The organism is Pseudomonas salomonii, from assembly GCF_900107155.1.
Taxonomy (GTDB): domain Bacteria; phylum Pseudomonadota; class Gammaproteobacteria; order Pseudomonadales; family Pseudomonadaceae; genus Aquipseudomonas; species Aquipseudomonas salomonii.
This window is the reverse complement of record NZ_FNOX01000001.1, coordinates 258791-275771: the sequence shown is the minus strand read 5'-3', so window position 1 is coordinate 275771 and position 16981 is coordinate 258791. Positions and strand designations below refer to the sequence as shown.

General features: G+C 59.2%; 15 protein-coding genes. 11 read left to right on the top strand and 4 right to left on the bottom strand.

Annotation, left to right across the window (positions count from 1 at the left end):
- The first annotated feature begins 31 nt into the window (after positions 1 to 31).
- The 6 genes from BLV67_RS01400 (at position 32) to BLV67_RS01375 (ending at position 7065) form a co-directional block, all read left to right on the top strand.
- Complete coding sequence (locus BLV67_RS01400) at positions 32 to 1426, top strand: OprD family porin (RefSeq protein WP_065911599.1); 1395 nt, start codon at positions 32 to 34, stop codon at positions 1424 to 1426.
- Between the two features lie 80 nt (positions 1427 to 1506).
- The gene (locus BLV67_RS01395) at positions 1507 to 3105 is read left to right on the top strand and encodes an ABC transporter substrate-binding protein (RefSeq protein WP_069786062.1); all 1599 of its coding nucleotides are present in this window, start codon (positions 1507 to 1509) and stop codon (positions 3103 to 3105) included.
- Positions 3106 to 3182: 77 nt separating this feature from the next.
- A complete protein-coding gene (locus BLV67_RS01390) occupies positions 3183 to 4193 on the top strand; it encodes an ABC transporter permease subunit (RefSeq protein WP_056859204.1) in 1011 nt (336 codons plus the stop codon).
- Between the two features lie 10 nt (positions 4194 to 4203).
- Positions 4204 to 5115 carry an ABC transporter permease subunit gene (locus BLV67_RS01385; protein ID WP_065911602.1) on the top strand — a complete coding sequence of 304 codons (912 nt, stop codon included), beginning with the start codon at positions 4204 to 4206 and terminating at the stop codon, positions 5113 to 5115.
- A gap of 10 nt (positions 5116 to 5125) precedes the next feature.
- Positions 5126 to 6094 (top strand): ABC transporter ATP-binding protein, encoded by a 969-nt coding sequence (locus BLV67_RS01380; protein ID WP_017138287.1) that lies wholly within the window; start codon positions 5126 to 5128, stop codon positions 6092 to 6094.
- On the top strand, positions 6094 to 7065 hold the full coding sequence (locus tag BLV67_RS01375) for a peptide ABC transporter ATP-binding protein (protein ID WP_017138288.1): 972 nt from the start codon (positions 6094 to 6096) through the stop codon (positions 7063 to 7065). The genes BLV67_RS01380 and BLV67_RS01375 overlap by 1 nt, the downstream gene beginning before the upstream one ends.
- A gap of 204 nt (positions 7066 to 7269) precedes the next feature.
- On the opposite strand, the gene BLV67_RS01370 is transcribed toward BLV67_RS01375, so the two are convergent.
- The 3 genes from BLV67_RS01370 to BLV67_RS01360 all read right to left on the bottom strand — a co-directional run bounded on the left by BLV67_RS01370 (position 7270) and on the right by BLV67_RS01360 (position 9658).
- A complete protein-coding gene (locus BLV67_RS01370) occupies positions 7270 to 7533 on the bottom strand; it encodes a hypothetical protein (RefSeq protein WP_069786061.1) in 264 nt (87 codons plus the stop codon).
- Between the two features lie 97 nt (positions 7534 to 7630).
- Entirely contained in the window at positions 7631 to 7876 is a 246-nt protein-coding gene (locus BLV67_RS01365; RefSeq protein ID WP_065911606.1) for a hypothetical protein, read from the bottom strand.
- Positions 7877 to 8074: 198 nt separating this feature from the next.
- Positions 8075 to 9658, bottom strand: a complete 1584-nt coding sequence (locus tag BLV67_RS01360) for a peptide chain release factor 3 (RefSeq protein ID WP_017138290.1) — start codon at positions 9656 to 9658, stop codon at positions 8075 to 8077.
- Between the two features lie 332 nt (positions 9659 to 9990).
- Between BLV67_RS01360 and BLV67_RS01355 the strand changes: the two genes are divergently transcribed.
- The 5 genes from BLV67_RS01355 (at position 9991) to BLV67_RS01335 (ending at position 15081) form a co-directional block, all read left to right on the top strand.
- Positions 9991 to 10707: an ABC transporter permease gene (locus BLV67_RS01355; RefSeq protein ID WP_065911609.1), complete on the top strand. Its 717-nt coding sequence runs from the start codon at positions 9991 to 9993 to the stop codon at positions 10705 to 10707.
- Positions 10708 to 10727: 20 nt separating this feature from the next.
- Positions 10728 to 11624 (top strand): glycine betaine ABC transporter substrate-binding protein, encoded by an 897-nt coding sequence (locus BLV67_RS01350; RefSeq protein WP_069786060.1) that lies wholly within the window; start codon positions 10728 to 10730, stop codon positions 11622 to 11624.
- An 11-nt stretch (positions 11625 to 11635) separates the two neighbouring features.
- Entirely contained in the window at positions 11636 to 12289 is a 654-nt protein-coding gene (locus BLV67_RS01345; RefSeq protein WP_017845447.1) for an ABC transporter permease, read from the top strand.
- The gene (locus tag BLV67_RS01340; RefSeq protein WP_053131666.1) at positions 12286 to 13443 is read left to right on the top strand and encodes an osmoprotectant ABC transporter ATP-binding protein OsmV; all 1158 of its coding nucleotides are present in this window, start codon (positions 12286 to 12288) and stop codon (positions 13441 to 13443) included. The genes BLV67_RS01345 and BLV67_RS01340 overlap by 4 nt, the downstream gene beginning before the upstream one ends.
- 474 nt (positions 13444 to 13917) lie before the next feature.
- Positions 13918 to 15081: a type III PLP-dependent enzyme gene (locus BLV67_RS01335; RefSeq protein WP_053254366.1), complete on the top strand. Its 1164-nt coding sequence runs from the start codon at positions 13918 to 13920 to the stop codon at positions 15079 to 15081.
- 99 nt (positions 15082 to 15180) lie between these two features.
- On the opposite strand, the gene BLV67_RS01330 is transcribed toward BLV67_RS01335, so the two are convergent.
- Positions 15181 to 16662, bottom strand: a complete 1482-nt coding sequence (locus BLV67_RS01330; RefSeq protein ID WP_069786059.1) for a M10 family metallopeptidase C-terminal domain-containing protein — start codon at positions 16660 to 16662, stop codon at positions 15181 to 15183.
- Between the last annotated feature and the right edge of the window lie 319 nt (positions 16663 to 16981).

The following is a 16981-nucleotide window of genomic DNA, read 5'->3' as shown; positions in this document are numbered from 1 at the left end:
CATTAAAAAGAGAACCAAAGGAGCTCCACCCATGAAACTGAGCAGCAAAGCGCTTCTGGCCCTGGCCATCAGCAGCATCACGGCCACCGCATTTGCGGAAACCCAGAGCCAGGACTTCGTCCCCACCACATTGGCCGGCACCAGCGCCCAAAGCGAGGCCAAGGGCTTTGTCGACGGCGCAAGCCTGGGCGGTACCACCCGTAACTGGTTCTCCAACGAACAGAAGTTCCGTGGCGGCAAGTTCACCTACCAGAAGCACGGCGAAGCGCGCACTGATGCTTACCGTACCAACTGGGTACAGGGCACCATCCTTAACCTGAGCTCAGGCTTTACCCAAGGCACCGTGGGCGTCGCTACCGAAGTCGCGGCCTACAACGCTATCGTGCTGGACCGCAGCAAGCGCGACATCAAGGGTGGTTCCAACCGTACCCTGGCCGACTCCGACGGCGATGCAGTCGATCAGTGGAGCAAACTGGGCCTGGCCAACGTGAAGTTCCGTGTGTCGAACACCACCTTGACCGCCGGTCGCCAGAACTTCAGCAGCGGCATCGTCGACACCATCGGCAACCGTGCACTGCCATCGAGCTTCGAAGGTTTCGCCCTGAACAGCGAAGAATTCAGCAACCTGTCGTTCCAGGGCGCTTACTTCGACCGCGTGTCGCCACGTACCGAACAGAGCCTGTCGAAATTCCGCAGTGAATACGGCAATGGTCAGGAAGCGGATCACGTCTACACCGCCGGTGTGAACTACCAGCCGTTCAAGAGCCTGAAAACCAGCTTCTTCGGCGCTCAAGTCAAAGACTTCTGGAACCAGTACTACTTCGGCGCCACCCACGAACTGGGTGATGCTCAGACCCTGGCCCTGACCACCGGCCTGAACTACTACAAAACCGTCGACGAAGGCAAAAAGTTGATGGGCAAGATCGACAACGACACCTACTCGCTGTCGCTGGGCCTGACTCACCAGGCTCACAGCCTGACCTTCTCGTACCAGGAAGTTAACGGTAACGAATACTTCGACTACCTGCACGAAACCAACGGCATCTACCTGGCCAACTCCCTGACGTCCGACTTTAACGGTCCGAACGAGAAATCGTTCCAGGTCGCTTACGGCATCAACATGGCCGAATACGGCGTGCCGGGCCTGAAGTTCAACATCTACTCGGCTCGCGGCTGGGGCATCGACGGCACTCACTACACCGGCGACGGCGGCCGTGCCGGCTTCGCTTACAACGGCATCCAGTCCCAGGATGGCGAGAAACACCAGGAATACGGCATCGGCACCTCGTACGCCCTGCAAAGCGGCCCACTCAAGGCCACCACCATCCGTGGTACCTACGTGACTCACCGTGCCAGCGCCAACCAGGCTGACGGCAACATCCGTGAGTTCCGTCTGGTCACCACCATCCCGTTCAACATTCTTTAATTAGCGCCAGGTAGACGGCGGGCTCATCACGAGCCCGCCGTCTACGCTTGTCTGGTTTAATCGATTGCAGAGGGCTCTGAATGAAAATGCTCCCGCTACAAGCTGCCATTGCCGCTGCGCTGCTGAGCGTTGCGATCGGCGTTTCGGCCAAACCGCTGGTGGTCTGCACCGAAGCCAGCCCGGAAGGTTTTGACCCGGTGCTGTACACCACCGCTGTCACCGCTGACGCTGCCGCTGAAACCATGTTCAACCGCCTGGTGGACTTCAAGCCCGGCACCACCGAAGTTGTACCGGCACTGGCCAAGGCCCTGCCCGAGATCAGCGCCGATGGCCTGACCTACACCTTCCACCTGCGTGACGATGTAAAGTTCCACACCACCGACTACTTCAAACCCACGCGCAACATGAATGCCGACGACGTGCTTTGGAGCTTTCAGCGCCAGCTGGACCCGAATCACCCTTGGCACAAAAAGTCCCTCGTGGGCTACCCGTACTTTGAAAGCATGGGCTTCAAGGAACTGCTCAAGAGCGTAGAGAAGACCGACGATCACACCGTCGTCTTTACCCTGACCCGTCCTGAAGCACCGTTTTTGGCCGACCTGGCCATGGCGTTTTCCTCGATTCACTCCGCCGAATACGCCGACCAGTTACTCAAGTCCGGCAAGACCGATGACCTGAACGCCAAGCCTATCGGCACCGGCCCGTTCATCTTTACCCGTTACGCCAAAGACGCGCAGGTGCGTTTCAAGGCCAACCCGGACTACTTCCGTGGCAAGCCGCCGGCTGACCCGCTGATTTTGGCGATCACCACCGACAACAACGTGCGCTTGCAGAAGCTCAAGGCCAACGAGTGCCAGATCGCGCTGTATCCGAAACCGGATGACGTGCCGAGCATGAAGGCCGACCCGAACCTGAAGGTTGCGGAGCTGGCGGCGATGACCACCGCCTACACTGCGCTGAACACCACCCACAAGTACATGAGCGACGCGCGGGTGCGTCACGCGATCAACATCGCGTTCGACAAAAAAGGCTACAACGAATCCCTGTACGGCAAAGGCAACGCCATCGATGCCACCGGCCCGTACCCGCCAACCCTGCTGGGTTTCAGCGACAAGCTGAAAAACCCGTCGCGTGACCTCGACAAGGCCCGCGCCCTGCTCAAGGAAGCCGGTGTACCGGAAGGCACCGAGTTCACCCTGTTCACCCGTAATGGCGGCGGCCCGACCAACCCGAACCCGATGCTCGGCGCCCAGCGCATGCAGGCGGATCTGGCGCAGATCGGCCTGAAGGTGAACATCAAGGTCATGGAATGGGGCGAGATGCTCAAACGCGCTAAAAATGGCGAGCACGACATGGTTTCCGCCGGTTGGGCAGGGGACAACGGGGACCCGGATAACTTCCTCACGCCAAACCTGAGTTGCGACGCAGCGAAAAACGGCGAAAACTACGCCCGCTGGTGTAACAAAGAGTTTCAGGACTTGATCGACAAAGCGCGCGCCATCGAGGAACCCTCGAAACGGGCCGCACTCTACGAACAAGCCATGGATGTCTTCGAAAAAGACCAACCGTGGATTCCCATGGCTTACCCGAAAATGTTCACCGCCATGCGCAAAAACGTCGAAGGCTTTACCCAAAGCCCTCTGACCACAAATAACTTCGCCACCACCCAGGTGAAGTAAATAAGAGAAGACGCTCGGCACCGTCGACATTGACGGTGCCGAACCTGCCTAACCGGCTGATTGAGGTACACAACAAGATGTTTAGTTTTATTGCCCGCCGATTGGGGTTATTGATCCCCACGTTTTTCGGCATCACGTTGCTCACGTTTGCGTTAATTCGCATGATTCCCGGCGACCCCGTAGAAGTCATGATGGGCGAACGCCGTGTCGACCCCGAGATGCACGCACAGGCAATGGAACGCCTTGGCCTGAACAAGCCGCTCTATGCGCAATACTTTGACTATGTAGGCAAGCTCGCCCACGGCGACCTCGGCGAATCGCTGCGCACACGCACCAGCGTGTGGACCGAATTCACCGCCCTCTTCCCTGCGACCCTGGAACTGTCCATGGCCGCCCTGTTGTTCGCCGGTATCCTGGGCCTGTTGGCCGGGGTGATCGCGGCCCTTAAACGAGGATCCCTGTTCGACCATGGGGTGATGGGCATCTCCCTCGCGGGATATTCGATGCCGATCTTCTGGTGGGGCCTGATCCTGATCATGTTCTTCTCGGTGAGCCTGGGCTGGACCCCGGTTTCCGGGCGTATCGACCTGCTCTACGACATCGAGCCGCGCACCGGCTTCATGCTGATCGACACCCTGCTGGCTGACGAGCCGGACGCATTCTGGGATGCCCTGCACCACCTGATCCTGCCCGCTATCGTGCTCGGCACCATCCCGCTGGCGGTGATTGCGCGGATGACCCGTTCGTCGATGCTCGAAGTGCTGCGCGAAGACTACATCCGCACCGCCAAGGCCAAAGGTCTGTCGCCGGCGCGCGTGGTATTCGTGCACGGCCTGCGTAACGCGTTGATTCCGGTGCTTACCGTCGTCGGCTTGCAAGTCGGCACCCTGCTGGCCGGTGCGGTACTGACCGAAACCATCTTCTCGTGGCCCGGCATCGGCAAATGGCTGATCGAAGCCATTGGCGCGCGGGACTACCCGGTGGTGCAAAACGGCATTTTGTTGATCGCCTGCCTGGTGATCCTGGTGAACTTCGTGGTGGATATCCTCTACGGCTTCGCCAACCCACGCATCCGTCACCAGCGCTGAGATCATGACCATGACCACACCTACTCAAGTGTCAGCAGTCGATCAAAGCCTGCTGTACCCGTCCCCGTACAAAGAATTCTGGCAAGCCTTCTCCAAGAACAAAGGTGCGGTTGCCGGCCTGCTGTTCATGTTGCTGGTGGTGTTTTGCGCGCTGTTTGCCCCGTGGGTAGCGCCGCATAACCCGAGCGAGCAATACCGTGACTTCCTGCTCACCCCGCCAGCCTGGCTGGAAGGTGGCCAGATGCAGTTCCTGCTGGGCACCGATGAACTGGGCCGTGACCTGCTCTCGCGCCTGATCCAGGGCTCGCGCCTGTCGTTGCTGATCGGTTTGTCATCGGTGGTGATGTCGCTGATTCCGGGCATCCTGCTGGGTCTGTTCGCCGGGTTCTTCCCGCGCCTGCTCGGCCCAACCATCATGCGCTTGATGGACATCATGCTGGCCCTGCCATCGCTGCTGCTGGCTGTAGCCATCGTCGCGATCCTCGGCCCTGGCCTGATCAACACCGTGATCGCCATCGCTATCGTGTCGCTGCCTTCGTATGTGCGCTTGACCCGCGCTGCGGTGATGGGCGAGTTGAACCGTGACTACGTGACCGCCGCCCGCCTCGCCGGCGCCGGCCTGCCACGCCTGATGTTCATCACTGTGCTGCCCAACTGCATGGCGCCGCTGATCGTACAGGCCACTTTGAGCTTCTCTTCGGCGATCCTCGATGCCGCGGCCCTGGGCTTCCTCGGCCTTGGCGTACAACCGCCAACCCCTGAGTGGGGCACCATGCTGGCTTCGGCCCGTGACTACATCGAACGCGCCTGGTGGGTGGTGAGCCTGCCTGGTTTGACCATTTTGCTCAGCGTGCTGGCAATCAACTTGATGGGTGACGGCCTGCGCGACGCGCTGGACCCGAAACTCAAGAACGCCGCCTGAGGAGATTCCCATGTCACTGTTAGAAATCAAGAATCTCAACGTGCGCTTCGGCGACAAGACCGCCGTACCGGTGGTCGATGGCCTCGACATCTCGGTCGACAAAGGCGAAGTACTGGCGATCGTTGGCGAGTCGGGCTCGGGTAAATCCGTGACCATGATGGCGCTGATGGGCCTGATCGAGCACCCCGGCATCGTCACCGCTGACGCGCTGAACTTTGACGGCAAGGACATGCTCAAGCTGAGCAACCGCCAGCGCCGCCAGATCGTCGGCAAAGACTTGGCGATGGTATTCCAGGACCCGATGACCGCGCTGAACCCCAGCTACACCGTGGGTTTCCAGATCGAAGAAGTGCTGCGCCTGCACCTGAAAATGTCCGGCAAGCAAGCACGCAAGCGCGCTATCGAACTGCTCGAAAAAGTAGAGATCCCAGGCGCTGCCAGCCGTATGGATGCCTACCCGCACCAACTGTCCGGTGGTATGAGCCAGCGTGTGGCAATCGCCATGGCAATCGCCGGCGAGCCGAAACTGCTGATCGCCGATGAACCGACCACGGCACTGGACGTGACCATCCAGGCGCAGATCATGGAACTGCTGCTGGCCCTGCAAAAAGAACAGAACATGGGCCTGGTGCTGATCACTCACGACCTCGCGGTCGTGGCTGAAACCGCCCAGCGCGTGTGCGTGATGTACGCAGGCCAGGCCGTGGAAGTCGGCCAGGTGCCGCAACTGTTCGACATCCCGGCGCACCCGTACAGCGAAGCACTGCTCAAGGCGATTCCCGAGCACAGCCTGGGCGCCACGCGCCTGGCCACGCTGCCGGGTATCGTGCCCGGTCGTTATGACCGTCCGCAGGGTTGCCTGCTGTCGCCGCGCTGCCCTTACGTGCAGGAATCCTGCCGCGCCCAGCGCCCCGGCCTTGACCCGAAAAGCAACAGCCTCGCGCGCTGCTTCTACCCCTTGAACCAGGAGGTGGCGTAATGGCCGTCGTTCTTACCGCCCGCGACCTCACCCGTCACTACGAAGTGTCCCGTGGCCTGTTCAAGGGCCATGCGCTGGTACGTGCGCTCAATGGTGTGTCGTTTGAACTGGAAGCCGGCAAGACCCTCGCCGTGGTAGGCGAATCGGGTTGCGGCAAATCCACCCTGGCCCGCGCATTGACGCTGATCGAAGAGCCGTCTTCGGGCTCCTTGAAAATCGCCGGCCAGGAAGTGGCCGGCGCCGACAAGGCCCAGCGCAAGCAATTGCGCAAAGACGTGCAGATGGTGTTCCAGAGCCCCTACGCCTCGTTGAACCCGCGCCAGAAGGTCGGTGACCAGCTCGGCGAGCCGCTGCTGATCAATACCAACCTGTCCGCCGCCGAACGCCGCGAGAAAGTGCAGGCAATGATGAAGCAAGTGGGCCTGCGCCCTGAGCATTATCAGCGCTACCCGCACATGTTCTCCGGCGGTCAGCGCCAGCGCATCGCCCTGGCCCGCGCCATGATGCTGCAGCCCAAGGTGCTGGTGGCGGATGAGCCGACCTCGGCGCTGGACGTGTCGATCCAGGCCCAGGTACTCAACCTGTTCATGGATTTGCAGCAGGAATTCAACACCGCCTACGTGTTCATCTCCCACAACCTGGCAGTGGTGCAGCACGTCGCCGACGACGTGATGGTGATGTACCTCGGCCGCCCGGTGGAAGTCGGCCCCAAGGAAGACATCTACGCCCGCCCGCTGCACCCCTACACCCAGGCGCTGCTGTCGGCCACCCCGACCATCCACCCGGACCCGAACAAGCCGAAGATCAAGATCGTCGGCGAACTGCCCAACCCGCTGAACCCACCGCCTGGCTGCGCGTTCCACAAGCGCTGCCCGTATGCCACGGCGCGGTGCAGCAGTGAGGAGCCGCAGTTGCGCGCATTGGATAACCGTCAGGTGGCTTGCCACTACGCGGAGCAGTTTGTGGCATAACGAGATCGCTGGATCGTTCCCACGCTCTGCGTGGGAACGCCGCCCAGGACGCTCTGCGTCCGTCGCTCGATTGAGGCGTGACGCAGAGCGCCACAGGATGCATTCCCACGCGGAGCGCGGGAACGATCGACTTAGAGGAGTTCTACCGCCCCACCCGTCGGATTGCGCATCAGTCCGGCAGGTGGGGCTTTTTTTCATCTCGACTCAGGTATCGCTGTCACCTTCAGGGGTGTCATCGTCATCTGACGGCGCTTGCTGGTCATCGTCATCCTTGGAACCGCCCTGGTCTTCATCACCAGGCTCTGCCTCGCTGTTGGCCAACTGCAAGCCACCCACCTGCGCCGTCTTCGCCGCCACATAGCCTGGGGCCTGGCTCTGTACGGCCGTACTGGCCCACGCCGATGAAGCGCCCAGCGATAACATCACCAACACTTTCAGCAACAGCACCAAACGTTGAAAGATAGTCATGGTCGATTTCCGTCCAGTCAGTGAAACACGTGCGCCAGTGTTCGACCGGCGCTGTGAATGAAGCTAGTTCCGTTCTCGGGTTTCTGCCAATAAGGCCTCAGGTATCGCCGTCATCGTAGGTTTCGCTGTCCTCACCTTCGTTGTAGGGGTTTTCTTGATCTTCCTTGGGCGCGGGCTGAGCCTGGGGCTGCCAGCTGCCGGAGTTGACCTCCTTCTGCTTTTTCTTGGTGACCGGGCCCGTGTCTTTCCACTGTGGCGTGCCGGTATCCGCCAGCGCCGCTGTGCCGGCCAGCCCCAAAGCCGCCAGCAGCATCAGCTGGACGGCACGTTGAGTTATACGCAAGGTCGCCTCCGGATCCGTCGGTGAATGGGTGAAGTATTTGAATACGCTAGTCCGGATGCGGGGTTCGCGCCAATGTCCCAGACAGATGAAGATCAAAATGTGGGAGCTGGCGTGCCTGCGCCCACATTAGGTCGGCAGCGCGCGCACAAAAAAGGGCGAAGCCATGACAGCTTCGCCCTTTGGTGTACCGCGCGGACCTTAGTGGTGTTCGCGCGTCGCACGGAATTTCACATCCGGCCAGCGCTCTTCCATAAGCGCCAGGTTGACCCGCGTCGGCGCCAGGTAGGTCAGGTGACCACCGCCGTCGATCGCCAGGTTTTCCACGGCCTTGTTGGAGAACTCTTCCAGCTTCTTCTTATCGCTGCAATCGATCCAGCGCGCGGAGTACACAGTGATGGGCTCGTAGGAGCATTCAACCTTGTATTCCTCTTTCAAGCGGCTGGCGACCACATCGAACTGCAGCACACCGACGGCGCCGAGAATGATGTCGTTGCTGCGCTCAGGGAAGAACACCTGGGTGGCGCCCTCTTCGGCCAATTGCTGCAAACCTTGGCGCAGTTGCTTGGACTTGAGCGGGTCACGCAGGCGCACGCGGCGGAACAGTTCCGGGGCGAAGTGCGGGATACCGGTAAAGCCCAGCGCTTCGCCTTCGGTGAAGGTGTCGCCGATCTGGATGGTGCCGTGGTTGTGCAGGCCGATAATGTCGCCGGCAAACGCTTCTTCCAGTTGCTCACGCTCGGAGGAGAAGAACGTCAGGGCGTCGCCGATGCGCACGTCCTTGCCGGTGCGCACGTGGCGCATCTTCATGCCTTTTTCGTATTTGCCGGAGCAGATGCGCATGAAGGCAATACGGTCGCGGTGTTTCGGGTCCATGTTCGCCTGGATCTTGAACACGAAGCCGGTGAATTTCTCTTCGACCGGTTCCACGGTGCGCTCGTTGGCAACCCGGGCCAGAGGCTTGGGTGCCCAATCCACCACGGCGTCGAGCACGTGGTCGACACCGAAGTTGCCCAGGGCAGTACCGAAGAACACCGGCGTCAGCTGGCCGTCTAGGAATTCCTGCTGATTGAACTCGTGGCAGGCGCCCTGCACCAATTCGAGCTGGTCGACAAAACGGTCGTACTCGTCACCCAAGTGGGCGCGGGCTTCGTCCGAGTCGAGTTTTTCGATGATCTTGGTTTCGGTGCGTTCGTGACCGTGGCCGGCGGTGTAGACAATGATGTAGTCATCAGCCAGGTGGTACACGCCCTTGAAGTCGCGGTAGCAACCGATCGGCCAGGTGATCGGCGCGGCCTTGATCTTCAGGACCGCTTCGATTTCATCCAGCAGCTCGATCGGGTCGCGAATATCGCGGTCGAGTTTGTTGATGAAGCTGACGATGGGCGTGTCACGCAGGCGGCACACGTCCATCAGCGCGATGGTCCGTGGCTCAACGCCTTTACCGCCGTCGAGGACCATCAAGGCCGAGTCCACCGCAGTCAGGGTGCGGTAGGTGTCTTCGGAGAAGTCTTCGTGGCCCGGGGTGTCGAGCAGGTTGACCATGTGATCGCGATACGGGAACTGCATGACCGACGTGGTAATGGAAATACCCCGTTGCTTTTCCATCTCCATCCAGTCGGATGTCGCATGGCGGTCGGATTTGCGGGATTTCACCGTGCCGGCCACAGCGATTGCCTTGCCCATCAGCAACAGCTTCTCGGTGATGGTGGTTTTACCGGCATCGGGGTGGGAAATAATGGCGAAAGTGCGGCGTTTCGCGACTTCGGCGGCCTGGTGGGTCATGGGAAATCGCCTGGCAGGTGAGTCAAAAAAGGGCGGCGAGTATAGCGCAAACCCCAGGCGCCGGACCACCGTTCACCCGATTGGGGGTGGCTAAATGCTGCCAAGTATGGAACCTTTTAAAAGGTAGAGACGTCCACTCCCCTGCTACCGCACTCGGAACAGGGGCTGAAAAATCAGCAAGTTAGCCTGACGAGGCTGCGCTCATGGCTCGATCGCATACCGCGTTGCCGGTATCGGCGAGCTGCTTTTCGCGAACCTATTCGAAGGCAGCCAGCAATGGCATTGCCGCCGGAGAATGTGTTCGCCGACAAAAGAAAAAAAGGAGTCCGCCTGTGGCTATTCGCTATGGCAAAGGGCTGATAGGAGGTGCGGTTGTCGTCGCACTCCTGGCCCTGCTGGTCCACTGGATCGGCATCAACACGATCGAGATGTACCGCGACGATTTGTTGTTTTACCTGCAAGCACACCTGATCCTCGTTCTAGTCTCCATGCTGGCCGCCCTTGTTGTGGGCATCCCCGCCGGTATCCTGCTCAGCCGACCGAACATGGTCGGGCGCGCAGAACGCTTCATGCAGATCTTCAACATCGGCAACACCGTCCCTCCCCTGGCTGTACTGGCCATCGCCCTCGGCGTCCTCGGCATCGGCAGTGGCCCCGCCATCTTCGCGTTGTTTCTCGCCTCGTTGCTGCCCATCGTGCGCAACACCTACGAGGGCCTCAAAAACGTTCAAGGCTCACTCAAAGAAGCCGCCACCGGCATCGGCATGACGCCGCGCCAGGTGCTGTTTCGGGTGGAACTGCCTAACGCCGTGCCAATCATCATCGGCGGCGTGCGCGTGGCCCTGGCGATCAATGTGGGTACTGCGCCACTGGCGTTCCTGATTGGCGCCAACAGCCTGGGCAGCCTGATTTTCCCCGGCATCGCCCTGAATAATCAGCCGCAACTGCTGCTCGGCGCCGCGTGCACCGCGCTGCTGGCCTTGCTGCTCGACGGTCTGGTGACCATGGCCAGCCGCCTCTGGCTGGAACGCGGAGTGCGTGCGTCTTAAGGCTTGGCAAAGGAAATCACATGAAAAAACTGACCTTGATATTGAGCTGCGTCCTGCTGTTTGCAGGCATTGCGCAAGCCGCCGAAAAACCAGTAATTCGCATCGGCGCCCGGGTGTTCACCGAACAGACCCTGCTCGCCGAAATCACCTCCCAATACCTGCGCACCAAAGGCTACGACACTCGCGTGACCGGCGGCCTGGGCAGTAACCTGGCGCGCAGTGCCCAGGAAAGCGGGCAGCTGGATTTGATCTGGGAGTACACCGGCGTGTCGCTGGTGGCTTACAACCACGTCGATGAGAAGCTCGACAGTGAACAGTCCTACGCTCGGGTGAAAGAACTCGACGCGAAAAAAGGCCTGGTCTGGCTCTCTCCGTCGCACTTCAGCAATACCTACGCCCTGGCACTGCCTGAAAAAGTGGCCAAGGAACATCCTGAGATCAACAGCATCAGCGACCTCACCCAGGCCATGGCGCAACACACCCAGGAAAACCGCCTGGTCGCCCTGGACACCGAGTTCGCCAACCGCTCCGACGGCCTGGCCGGCATGGTCAAGCTGTACGACATGAACCTCACGCGCAAAAACACTCGGCAGATGGACGCCGGCCTGGTCTACACCGCGCTGCGTAATGGCCAGGTGTTTGCGGGCTTGGTCTACACCACCGACGGTCGCCTGAATGCCTTCAAATTGAAGCTGCTGGAAGACGACAAGCACTACTTCCCGGACTACACCGCCGCGCCGGTGGTGCGTCAGGTTTATCTCGACGCCCACCCGCAATTGGCCGCCGACCTGAAACCGCTGGCCGCGCTGTTCGACGACGAAACCATGCGCCAGCTGAACGCGCGGGTCGACGTCGACCATGAAAGCCCATCCGCCGTGGCCGCAGATTTTCTGCGCCAGCATCCCATCAGCCAATAAGAGGAGAAGACATGGAATTTTTAAACGCCTTTTCCCATCTTGATTGGGCCCAGGTCCTGCACCTGACCTGGCAGCACATCACGCTGGTCGGCATTGCGGTCATCCTGGCAATCGTCGTGGGCGTGCCCCTGGGCGTGCTGATGACCCGTTTCCCGTCACTTGCCGGCCCGTTGCAAGCCAGCGCCACGGTGCTGCTGACCGTGCCGTCCATCGCGTTGTTCGGCCTGCTGCTGCCGTTCTACTCCAAGTTCGGCCAAGGCCTGGGGCCGATGCCGGCGATCACCGCCGTGTTCCTCTACTCGCTGCTGCCGATCATGCGTAACACCTACCTGGCACTGACCGGCGTTGAGCCGGGCATTCGCGAAGCCGCCAAAGGCATCGGCATGACCTTCGGCCAGCGCCTGCGCATGGTCGAACTGCCGATCGCCGTGCCGGTGATCCTCGCCGGTGTACGCACCGCCGTGGTGATGAACATTGGTGTGATGACCATCGCCGCCACCATCGGCGCCGGTGGCCTGGGTGTACTTATTCTGGCTTCCATCAGCCGCAGCGACATGTCGATGCTGATCGTTGGCGCCGTACTGGTCAGTCTCCTGGCCATCTTCGCCGACCTGCTTCTGCAATGGCTGCAACGCTCGCTGACTCCAAAAGGACTGCTCAAATGATCGAACTTCAAAACCTGACCAAGACTTTTCAAAGCAACGGCAAAACCGTATCCGCCGTGAACGACGTAAGCCTGACCGTCAACGAAGGCGAGATTTGCGTATTCCTCGGCCCGTCGGGCTGCGGCAAGAGCACCACGCTGAAAATGATCAACCGCTTGATCAAGCCCACTTCGGGCAAGATTTTGATCAATGGCGAAGACACCACCGACCTCGACGAAGTGACCCTGCGCCGCAACATCGGCTATGTGATCCAGCAGATCGGCCTGTTCCCGAACATGACCATCGAAGAAAACATCGTGGTGGTGCCCAAGCTGCTCGGCTGGGACAAGCAGAAATGCCATGACCGTGCTCGCGAGTTGATGAGCATGATCAAGCTCGAACCCAAGCAGTACCTGCATCGCTACCCACGCGAATTGTCGGGCGGCCAGCAGCAGCGCATCGGCGTGATCCGCGCGCTGGCGGCGGATGCGCCGTTGCTGCTGATGGACGAGCCGTTCGGTGCGGTCGACCCGATCAACCGCGAAATGATCCAGAACGAGTTTTTCGAGATGCAACGGGCGCTGAACAAGACCGTGATCATGGTCAGCCACGACATCGACGAAGCGATCAAGCTGGGCGACAAGATTGCGATTTTCCGTGCCGGCAAGCTGCTGCAGATCGACCACCCGGACACGCTGCTGGCACACCCGGCTGACGAGTTCGTGAGCAACTTTGTCGGCCAGGACAGCACCCTCAAGCGCCTGCTCCTGGTGAAAGCCGAAGACGCGGCGGACAACGCCCCGTCGGTAAGCCCGGAAACCCCGGTGGCCGAAGCGCTGGAGTTGATGGACGAGACGGACCGCCGTTATGTGGTGGTCACCTGCGCCGAGAACAAGGCACTGGGGTATGTACGACGCCGCGACCTGCACCGTCAGACCGGTACGTGCGGCCAATACCTGCGCGAGTTCAACGCCACGGCGGCGTATGACGAGCATTTGCGCATCCTGTTGTCGCGTATGTACGAGTTCAACCGTTCGTGGTTGCCGGTGATGGACGCTGAGCGGGTGTTCCTCGGTGAAGTGACCCAGGAGTCGATCGCCGAGTACCTGAGCTCCGGTAAGTCGCGTGGGGGCAAGACCAGCATCGTGTCGCCGGCCGAGACTGCACTCGCATGACCTGACGCGCTGCGGTCAAAATGTGGGAGCGGGCTTGCTCGCGAAGGCGGAGTGTCAGTCACAGGATGCATTGGCTGATACACCGCATTCGCGAGCAAGCCCGCTCCCACATTGGATCTTCACTGTGCCTGAAACACCTCAAATTGCCCCATCCGGGGAACATCAATCCGTCACACCTGTCGGTTACATAAGTAGCTGCACGCGACCTCGCGACGAACGCGTGCAAAAACGCGACATTTTTAGTTGATCTATGGCCCCTCACGTCCTAAAGTTCGCGCCGAACGTCCATGCTGGAAACGATCCATCCGGCTCAAGTACTGACGACGAGACAGCAAGGCCAAGGGAAGCGGTTATTCCCATGGCCTTTTTGCTTTCGGCGACATGCCTTGGGAAGTAGGCGAACCAAAGTGGGGATACGGAGGACGTTCATTTGCACCCATTGATCAATTTAGTTTGCCCTTAGGAGTCCCCAGCATGTCGATCAACGTCGAAGATTATTTCGCGCGCGCCACTTTTGACAAAATGAAGGCGTTCGCCGACAAGCAAGAAACCCCGTTCGTGGTGATCGACACCGCGATGATCAGCCAGGCCTACGATGACCTGCGCGCCGGTTTCGAATTCGCCAAAGTCTATTACGCGGTCAAGGCCAACCCGGCCGTCGAGATCATCGACCTGTTGAAAGACAAGGGTTCGAGCTTCGACATCGCGTCTATCTATGAGCTGGATAAAGTGATGGACCGTGGCGTCAGCCCGGACCGTATCAGCTACGGCAACACCATCAAGAAATCCAAGGACATCCGCTACTTCTACGAGAAGGGCGTGCGTCTGTTCTCCACCGACTCCGAAGCCGATCTGCGCAACATCGCCAAAGCCGCGCCGGGTTCGAAAGTGTATGTGCGTATCCTCACCGAAGGCTCAACCACGGCCGACTGGCCGTTGTCGCGCAAATTCGGCTGCCAGACCGACATGGCCATGGACCTGCTGATCCTCGCCCGTGACCTGGGCCTGGTGCCTTACGGCATCTCCTTCCACGTCGGCTCGCAACAGCGCGACATCAGCGTGTGGGACGCGGCGATCGCCAAGGTCAAAGTGATCTTCGAGCGCCTGAAGGAAGAAGACGGCATTCATCTCAAGCTGATCAACATGGGCGGCGGCTTCCCGGCCAACTACATCACCCGCACCAACAGCCTGGAAACCTACGCCGAAGAAATCATCCGCTTCCTCAAGGAAGATTTCGGCGACGACCTGCCGGAAATCATCCTGGAACCGGGCCGTTCGTTGATCGCCAACGCCGGTATCCTGGTCAGCGAGGTGGTACTGGTTGCACGCAAATCGCGCACCGCCGTCGAGCGTTGGGTGTATACGGACGTGGGCAAATTCTCCGGCCTGATCGAAACCATGGACGAAGCCATCAAGTTCCCGATCTGGACCGAGAAGAAAGGCGAGATGGAAGAAGTGGTCATCGCCGGCCCAACCTGCGACAGCGCCGACATCATGTACGAAAACTACAAGTACGGCCTGCCGCTGAACCTGGCGATTGGTGATCGTTTGTACTGGCTGTCGACCGGTGCGTACACCACCAGTTACAGCGCGGTTGAGTTCAACGGCTTTCCGCCGCTGAAGTCTTACTACGTGTAAGAACGTTGCACACAAAAAACCCATGACATGTCATGGGTTTTTTATGGGGGCTATGTTTCATCGATCTTCGCAGCCCACAGCGTGACGCGCCTGATAGATTCAAACAACAATGTCCTCACGTGCCACTTTTCCGCGGACATAAACTTGCATGTCCATCTTGCCATCACCTGTAGTGTCCATCCTCAACAGCGTCTGCTGGCCGGTGCGGTCGTAACTCACAAGCACGTCACCGGGCTGGGTGATAAACGTTGGATTGTTCGGGTTTTGCGGTTTTGTGCGATCAAGGGGCAACCTGGACACAAGGTTCAGCGGGCCTGATTGTCGGCGCATGCCGGAAAGGTCGATCTTGTCCTTGCCGCTGACAAAATCCATCACCAGGTTCGGCTTGCCGCTGGAGGTGGCGTCAAAGACAAAGGTATCCGCCCCCTCTCCACCCCACATCTGCGCGCCACCACTGCCGCCGTAAAGGAGATCGCGATTGCCACCGCCGCGCAGGACATTGAAAGCGGCATTGCCGATCAATATGTTCTTGCCTTTGCCGCCCCTGGCCTCCTCAATCGTCACGCCATGAGCGATGCCAACGTTACCCAACAACCCGCCGACTGAAGAAAGCGAGCCCTCATTAAGGTTTATCGTCTGATCTTGAGTGAATTCAGAAAAATCGAGGGTGTCCCAACCGCCACCATCCCATACCGCGAACAGCGGCTTATCCTGGGAAGTTTTCAAGCTGTAGTGATCACGATGGGTATTGGAGTTGAAGCCGTAAACCGTATTGCCTTTACGGGTGGAATAGTTGGCACCATATTTTGATTGGATCCCCGCCATGTCATCAATCATCAGGCTGACCGGGTGCACACTCTCTTCAGCGGCGTTGAATAACGGAGTGTTATAGCTCATGACCGTGTAGTTTTTCCAATCCTCCAAATAATCTGGGGGTTCAAGCGCTTCATTTCCTTCAGGATGCGGATGGTCCAGACCAAGGCCATGCCCCATCTCGTGGATCAAGTTAGAGCGCCAGCTTTCCTCACTGACTAAATCTTCATCAAAACCCTCCAACGTAGTGAACTTGCTGTTCCGATCCAGATGGCGCAGCCAGACTTCGCCCTGATGCTCTGCGTTGCCCGGAAGCGGCAGGTAAGCAAACCCTCCTCCGGCGGCTTTATTGCCAGTGCTGTAAGCTCTATAGGTCAGGTGCCCTTCACCTGCAGCGCTGCCTGTTTTTTCTGTGAACGTTACATTGGCAACATCGGCATATTCCTGCTGTGCTTTCCTGAAAAATTCTTTCTGCCTCAAGGTAAGCGGTATTATTTTCTCGACATTCTTTTTGCTGAGGTCAGCGCGGTATTCTTCGGACTGCCGTGGTTGAGCGGTGGAGAACTCATAAGTAAGTTCCGTCTTGCCGTTACGATTGCGATCGCTCCAGCCTGCGCCTGAACGGGTCAGTCGGGCGGCCACTTGAGCGCTGGTCAGTGAAGGTTCATCGTCCTCAGATTTGAGGTCACCGCCTCGTTGGTTGTGTTCGAGAACTTTCTGAATCCGCTCATATCCCGTTAAGCCAGATGGCTGATTGACGTTCATCATCAACACTTACTCCAGAGGTTTGCCAGGAGCAGTGCCTACCTAAAGGCACCCTTCTGCCGTTTGTGGAAAAGAGCCACAAACATGTCACTTATCAAGCCATAAAATGACCAGACTCATCTGGCAGCAAGATCAGACCATTCGGCTTCAATTGTAGTCTGCACGCGCTTGCTCGCTGCGCCAGCGCCGGTATCCTGGTCAGCGCAGTAGTCCACCGGCTGCAGCGCGATTGAGTTCAACGGCTTTGCACCGCTGAAGTCATACTACGTGTAAAATCCGCGTACATAAAAAACCCATGACATATCATGGGTTTTTTTATAGG

What these genes read in the sequence shown, in the direction of transcription:
- BLV67_RS01345 (WP_017845447.1), top strand. Translation starts at nt 11,636, where the DNA reads ATGGAATTTTTAAACGCCTTTTCCCATCTTGATTGGGCCCAGGTCCTG.
- BLV67_RS01335 (WP_053254366.1), top strand. Translation starts at nt 13,918, where the DNA reads ATGTCGATCAACGTCGAAGATTATTTCGCGCGCGCCACTTTTGACAAA.
- BLV67_RS01350 (WP_069786060.1), top strand. Translation starts at nt 10,728, where the DNA reads ATGAAAAAACTGACCTTGATATTGAGCTGCGTCCTGCTGTTTGCAGGC.
- BLV67_RS01395 (WP_069786062.1), top strand. Translation starts at nt 1,507, where the DNA reads ATGAAAATGCTCCCGCTACAAGCTGCCATTGCCGCTGCGCTGCTGAGC.
- BLV67_RS01380 (WP_017138287.1), top strand. Translation starts at nt 5,126, where the DNA reads ATGTCACTGTTAGAAATCAAGAATCTCAACGTGCGCTTCGGCGACAAG.
- BLV67_RS01400 (WP_065911599.1), top strand. Translation starts at nt 32, where the DNA reads ATGAAACTGAGCAGCAAAGCGCTTCTGGCCCTGGCCATCAGCAGCATC.
- BLV67_RS01375 (WP_017138288.1), top strand. Translation starts at nt 6,094, where the DNA reads ATGGCCGTCGTTCTTACCGCCCGCGACCTCACCCGTCACTACGAAGTG.
- BLV67_RS01390 (WP_056859204.1), top strand. Translation starts at nt 3,183, where the DNA reads ATGTTTAGTTTTATTGCCCGCCGATTGGGGTTATTGATCCCCACGTTT.
- BLV67_RS01385 (WP_065911602.1), top strand. Translation starts at nt 4,204, where the DNA reads ATGACCACACCTACTCAAGTGTCAGCAGTCGATCAAAGCCTGCTGTAC.
- BLV67_RS01340 (WP_053131666.1), top strand. Translation starts at nt 12,286, where the DNA reads ATGATCGAACTTCAAAACCTGACCAAGACTTTTCAAAGCAACGGCAAA.
- BLV67_RS01330 (WP_069786059.1), bottom strand. Translation starts at nt 16,662, where the DNA reads ATGATGAACGTCAATCAGCCATCTGGCTTAACGGGATATGAGCGGATT.
- BLV67_RS01360 (WP_017138290.1), bottom strand. Translation starts at nt 9,658, where the DNA reads ATGACCCACCAGGCCGCCGAAGTCGCGAAACGCCGCACTTTCGCCATT.
- BLV67_RS01370 (WP_069786061.1), bottom strand. Translation starts at nt 7,533, where the DNA reads ATGACTATCTTTCAACGTTTGGTGCTGTTGCTGAAAGTGTTGGTGATG.